This is a genomic window from Thiomonas sp., from assembly GCF_054608695.1.
In genome coordinates, this window is record NZ_JBTRXV010000151.1 from 1 (window position 1) to 5305 (window position 5305).

Annotated in this window: 6 protein-coding genes; 3 read left to right on the forward strand and 3 right to left on the reverse strand. The window is 57.8% G+C overall.

Annotated elements, in window-relative coordinates:
• Positions 1 to 456, forward strand: a 456-nt coding sequence (locus tag ACYCUK_RS23095) for a 3'-5' exonuclease (RefSeq protein WP_461596943.1), incomplete at its 5' end; no start/stop codon positions are given.
• 393 nt (positions 457 to 849) lie between these two features.
• Here the strand turns inward: ACYCUK_RS23095 and ACYCUK_RS23100 are convergent.
• Together ACYCUK_RS23100 and ACYCUK_RS23105 are read right to left on the reverse strand one after the other, a co-directional pair.
• Positions 850 to 1638 carry a hypothetical protein gene (locus tag ACYCUK_RS23100; RefSeq protein ID WP_461596944.1) on the reverse strand — a complete coding sequence of 263 codons (789 nt, stop codon included), beginning with the start codon at positions 1636 to 1638 and terminating at the stop codon, positions 850 to 852.
• A 1528-nt stretch (positions 1639 to 3166) separates the two neighbouring features.
• Positions 3167 to 3394, reverse strand: a complete 228-nt coding sequence (locus tag ACYCUK_RS23105) for a helix-turn-helix transcriptional regulator (protein ID WP_461596945.1) — start codon at positions 3392 to 3394, stop codon at positions 3167 to 3169.
• 267 nt (positions 3395 to 3661) lie between these two features.
• Here ACYCUK_RS23105 and ACYCUK_RS23110 point away from each other — a divergent pair, with 267 nt between their 5' ends.
• Positions 3662 to 4081, forward strand: a complete 420-nt coding sequence (locus ACYCUK_RS23110; protein ID WP_461596946.1) for an antitoxin Xre-like helix-turn-helix domain-containing protein — start codon at positions 3662 to 3664, stop codon at positions 4079 to 4081.
• 8 nt (positions 4082 to 4089) lie between these two features.
• The gene (locus tag ACYCUK_RS23115; RefSeq protein WP_461596947.1) at positions 4090 to 4833 is read left to right on the forward strand and encodes an RES family NAD+ phosphorylase; all 744 of its coding nucleotides are present in this window, start codon (positions 4090 to 4092) and stop codon (positions 4831 to 4833) included.
• Between the two features lie 235 nt (positions 4834 to 5068).
• Here ACYCUK_RS23115 and ACYCUK_RS23120 read toward each other — a convergent pair.
• The coding region (locus tag ACYCUK_RS23120) for a hypothetical protein (RefSeq protein WP_461596948.1) at positions 5069 to 5305 on the reverse strand (237 nt) is incomplete at its 5' end.

Below are 5305 nucleotides of genomic sequence, written 5' to 3' on the forward strand. Positions count from 1 at the left end.
AATCAGCCTCTACAATACCCGGGGCGGTTCAAGGAGATCAAAGGGGTGCAAGGATGGTTGGCTGAGCAAGCCAAGGCGGGTGTTGTGCCTCACGAGTTCGGAGTCTTCGTTCGGTCTGACGCTGAGCTGGGCCGTGCCAAAGCTGCTGTCGATGCCGCCGGATTGCCATACAAGATTCTTGACGAGCATGTTGAGACGACCAGCGGCTTTGTCTCGATTTGCACTATGCACCTGGCGAAGGGGCTTGAGTTTCGCTCCGTCGCAGTGATGGCCTGCGACGATGAAGTTATCCCTTTGCAGGAGCGCATTGAGCTTGTGGGTGATGATGCCGATTTGAAAGAGGTCTACGACACAGAGCGCCATTTGCTTTACGTCGCATGCACGCGGGCACGCGACCATCTACTAGTCACTGGCATCGAGCCCGCGTCGGAGTTTTTGGACGACTTGCGGATATAGTAGCGGCTATTCATTATTTGGCCAGGAGCAATTGGAAGACTGAAAGGCAAAGTCATCGTGGGCGGGGTAAGCCAGAAGCATGGTGCCGTGATTAGCTAGAACTGGGAAAAAAGCAGGGTTCGCACAACGGCCGCAAGACTTCCAAAGATTGGGGATCCCGATCCACGAGATCCCCTACGGAAAACTGACGACACCGCTCCTTGTCGAAGCTTGCCCGGGCAAAGATCTCCACCATCATCCCATAACAACCATGGATACCTCCCAACACAAATTCGTGACCAGTAGAGTTGGTCGCATGGTGTGCGACCAAAGGCTGGGAGAGCAGAAAGGGACGTTGCTGACTTATGCTCATGGGGCAGTCCATCTTTTTACCCTCCCAGCGGGGCCTCCCCATCAGCAACTTTCCACCGCGGTCTTACGCACCGCCATAGCCACCAGGACATCGAGCCGCAGCGGTTCTGGCCGGTGATAGACCGGCTGCCGCTTGTCTACATAGGGGATCTCCTGGGGCCACCCCGGCCATGAGGTTTTGTGGGTACGATCCCAGACACTTTGCCCCAAGGCGTAAAGGGCCCACTGCTGCCTTCGGATGCCGTGGAATCCGGGCATGCGGCGGAGGGTGGTGAGGAGACGTTCCAGATCATCGGTGCGCTCTGGCGCATCTTTTTTGCCATGTGCGCTGGCATACTGACGCATGGCGGCTTCCAGTGCCTCGTAGTGTGCCTCCTGTATGCACCAGGTCCAGTGCCGCCCGCCTCCGTGTTTTTTGTCCCGCTGCAGATGGACCAGCCCATACTGGTCTCCCCAATGGAGTCGTTCCCGGCGCTTGCCAGTATCCTGGAGCTGTTCCTCTTCCCAGACCCGCCCGATGCCGGGAGTGACCAGCAGCCACCAGCGCAGGGGCGTCAGGGTAGAGGCATTTTCCGGGTAGAAAATCAGGGTGGCATTGCTGATACCCCGTGCCTTGTTGCGGGAGCGGGTAGCGGCACTGGCGGTGCAGCCATAGCGGTCGGCAAATTTCTCTGCGAGATGCAGGGCCTTATGCGTCGGGATGATGCCACCCGTCCAGTAACGCGATCCGCGCTGAACGGTTTCCAGCAGTAGACGGAGGGTGGCGGCCTTGCTGCGCGGGATGCGGATGGGCGAGGTGCCGGCAGGGATCAGGCTGGGGAGATCGAGCATGATGCGGTTTCCTGTCTGATGAGGGACAGGAAATATAGGCACCGCTTGCACAAGAGGCGCGGGCTGATTTCGCGCAGAGAATCCCAAAGGCAGGAAAGCAGGCCGCAGGCAGGCCCCGGAAGCACAATGTGCTTTCGGGGAACCAGAGAACGTGCGCAGCACACTACTAGAGATTCCAAGAAGAGAAAGAAACTTTCTCGGAAAGAAACGGAATCTGTGTATCCGGTGCCTATACTTTGCAGGTCGTAAAGAAATCCTATCGAGACCCGGATGCCGCCACATCCACCCACTGCCGCCAGAAATAAGAGGAGGGCAGGGATGTGCGCCAACGCATCCCGAACTCCGATAACCATCCTTCTCGTCGCCGCTGCCAACGGTCACGAGTTGCATTGCCCGTAGCCGGATGCCCGTAATGGGGCTCGTCCGGTTGCAACGGGCGCTTCCGGGGCTCACCACCCCGGATTCGACCCAATCCAAGGCTCCAAAGGCCGAGATTGGGCGACACGGAAACGGGTCTCCGGGCGACCGGAAGCACCCTGACCGCAAACGAAAGTGGGTTGGAGTCCCACCCTGGGGCGGCTTGAAAAGGTCGAACCAGTGCCACAACCGAGGGCGTCAGTACCACTCGTGAGAGGGTAAGCCATCCAGGAGAAATCTGGGGATGGTGGCACTCCGGGGCGCAAGCTCTGGAGGTCGGCGAATAGCTCAACCGGTGAAAGCACCCATGTCCAAAAGGACAGGGCGGGTGCGAAGTGGAGATCAGGCAAGCCATTGCCAGGACCTGCAGTGTCCTGGTGGTCAAATCTGGAAGCCGTCGCGTGAGTAGGCCCAGGGACTTTGGAATCTCTCCCGGGCAGAAATCGGAAGCGAAAGCCATACGGCTAGCGCGACAGGTGAAGAGATGGCGTGTCGGATCGCAGTAGTGGCGGTCTAACGTGGGAACCTCTGGCGCTGCACTGGGTGGCACCGGTGCGAAAAAGCGAGTCCGCGATCAAACGGACGTACCAGAGGGGGAGCGTTGTTGAGTAGCTGGCCCTGCAGGACAGGGATGGGGATCTGGGGATTTGACCGAAACCAGACCCGGAAAGGGAAGAGAAGATTCTTCCCCCAACGAAAGACGACAGGTAATGCAAGGATGGAAAAATCTGCCTGGCGGCGGATATCGGAGACGGCCCGACACCCTTGGCGGGGGGTCGGTTCGAGGATCATTTACACGGGTTGGCGCCCGACATGAGCAAAGGGAGGTGAATGCATTTGTTGTTTCTTTCCGGGGTGGCCTAGGCTGCCCCGGAAGTTTTGGTTCAGGAGCGATTCCCACTGCGTCGGCGAACTCGCCGCCGATGGCGCGCAGCGGGTCAAAATCTGTGTTCAGCAGTTTGATGTTGCGGACGATGCATTCGCGCACCACCCCTTCAGGCATCAGACTGGCGAACTCGCGCTAGGTGGCCCTTCGCCATGGATGCCCCATACAAAGATACCGTAGGTGAAAAATGTGGACCTGCAGGCGGTCTGCGGCGCGTCCTTTGCTCTATATGGCTTTTGCGGAGAAACTGCCTCCCCAGCTTTCCTGGGCAGAAAACAGCCTTTGCTGCCATCCGGATACAGCCTTTTCGCTCCAGTATACATATTTTCCGATGCGCACCGGCGGCGGGAAGTCCCCTGCCCTGACCATATTCTCCAGGGTTCGTGGTGAAAAGCCGAAACGGTTACAGAGGTCGGCCTTGGTGAGCAGGCGGGAGATAGATGGATCATTCATGGATGTTTCATCCGTTCTGTGAGAGCCAAAGGTATAGCAACCGTCATCGCACACACGGGTGCTCATGGGAACGGATGGTCTCGGCTGCCAGCGCAGTGGAACGGCCGCTGACAGGCGGGAGGGTTACAGCTAGCCATTAACCTAAACAAGCTGGAGTTTGACGACGGGTTGGCACAGTCGATGGCAGAAGTATACCAAATGGTGATCATCTATACTTAGGTATGAATCAGTTATACAATTTCTGTGCACACTCAGGGGGACCTGCATATGGAGATCATGGATCAGCGGATGTTAGCCAATTCCGGAGCGCCGGCATGCACCGACGAACACCGGCGTGCCGTACTGGCCAGGGCACTCATGCGCGCCTTCGATGAATGGAGCCTGTCCAACGCCGAGCGGCAGGTCCTGCTGGGCTTGGGGGGGAACAGCCGTACCACCCTGAAGCGCTACGCGGAGGGACATCCGCTCGCCAATACGCGCGACCTCCTGGACCGGGCAGGACACCTGCTGGGCATCTACAAAGGCCTTATGCTTCTGTATCCCGAGAATCCGGGCCTGAGAAACGGATGGATGCGTGCTGCCAACCGGCGTTTCCATGGCAGATCGCCGGTAGCTGTGGTGCAGGAGTATGGATTGCCAGGCCTCGTAATGGTTCGCGCACAGGTCGACCGTATGCGAGGGCATTGATGGTTTCTGTGAGCGAACTGGGATTGACCAGGGATGCGCAGCGTGACTGGTTCCGTAACATTGTATCCCTACGGAGGAGCCGGAGCCTGTTTGCCTCTCTGGTCGACAGTGAGGAGGAAGCGCAAATACTCATCGAACACGAAGTGGCGGTAAAGCCCTACTCTGCCGTTCCGCCGGCTACGCAACGACCCTTTGAGTTCGCAGAAGCCTTGGTGGGCATTGCAGACGTTATTCTCTGGCCGTTCGAACATCCTGCCGCAAGCCGTTTTTCAGACGGACACTTCGGTTGCTGGTATGGCGGGTCGGACCTGGAAACGACCATTTATGAAACAGGCTACCATTTTTGGCAGGACATTGAGGATAGCGCCGCGAGCTTGGGGGAAGCACAGGTAGAAGGCCAGCGCAGGGTCCACCGGGTGGCGTATACTGGTCTTCTACTGGACCTGCGCCCAAAGGTACTTGCAAACGCTGGAGTCTTTGACCACCCAACGAACCCGGCACCATGCCGCGCATTGGGGAACGAGGCCCATGAAAACAGGCTGCCGGGGTTCCTTACCTATTCCGCCAGGGACCTCCGTCGAACGCGTGGCCTTGTCGCGGCAGTTCTGGCTCCCGACCTTCTGGTAGAAAACGGCGTGCAGTGCTTTCTGACCTACCGGCTCGATAGGGTGCATGGACGGCTTTTTGCCGAGCGCGGGGAAGGGGAACGGTTTATGGAAATATCTCTTGCCGACTGGACGGTGCCCGGCTAACGACAGCTTATCCGATAGGCTTGCGCTGTCCCGGACTTCAGGTGGGATTTGCTGTGCGGTCTTGTAGTTGATCCGGCCCGATATCCCCACGGGACACGCTGATTTTATGGCTGAGCTCCGAATGCCTTGCAGCTCATCCCGTGCGCTCATGGACCAGCGTGTCCTCTGGGTTGGAACATCTGATAATCTGTCATAGACTGATCCTGCGGTTGCGAAGGCTTCTGACACTTTTCTGTCAGAGCCCCGGAAAACCGGTTACGTTCGACTGCGTTTGTTTGCGGTCTGTTTCTTTTGAAAACAGTGAGTTGCGTATAGTTACGAGAGCGTTACGGGAGTGGTTTTCCCCTGAAAATCCTCGTGTCGGCGGTTCGATTCCGTCCCTGGGCACCAAAATAATCAATAAGTCAACATTCACCTTGGCAATTCCCCGCTCTATCGGTACAGATTGGGTACACTGCGGAGTGAGGTGGTT

Bases quoted from the DNA above. Each gene is read 5' to 3' on its own strand.
- ACYCUK_RS23100 (WP_461596944.1), bottom strand. From the start codon at position 1,638: ATGCTCGATCTCCCCAGCCTGATCCCTGCCGGCACCTCGCCCATCCGC.
- ACYCUK_RS23110 (WP_461596946.1), top strand. From the start codon at position 3,662: ATGGAGATCATGGATCAGCGGATGTTAGCCAATTCCGGAGCGCCGGCA.
- ACYCUK_RS23105 (WP_461596945.1), bottom strand. From the start codon at position 3,394: ATGAATGATCCATCTATCTCCCGCCTGCTCACCAAGGCCGACCTCTGT.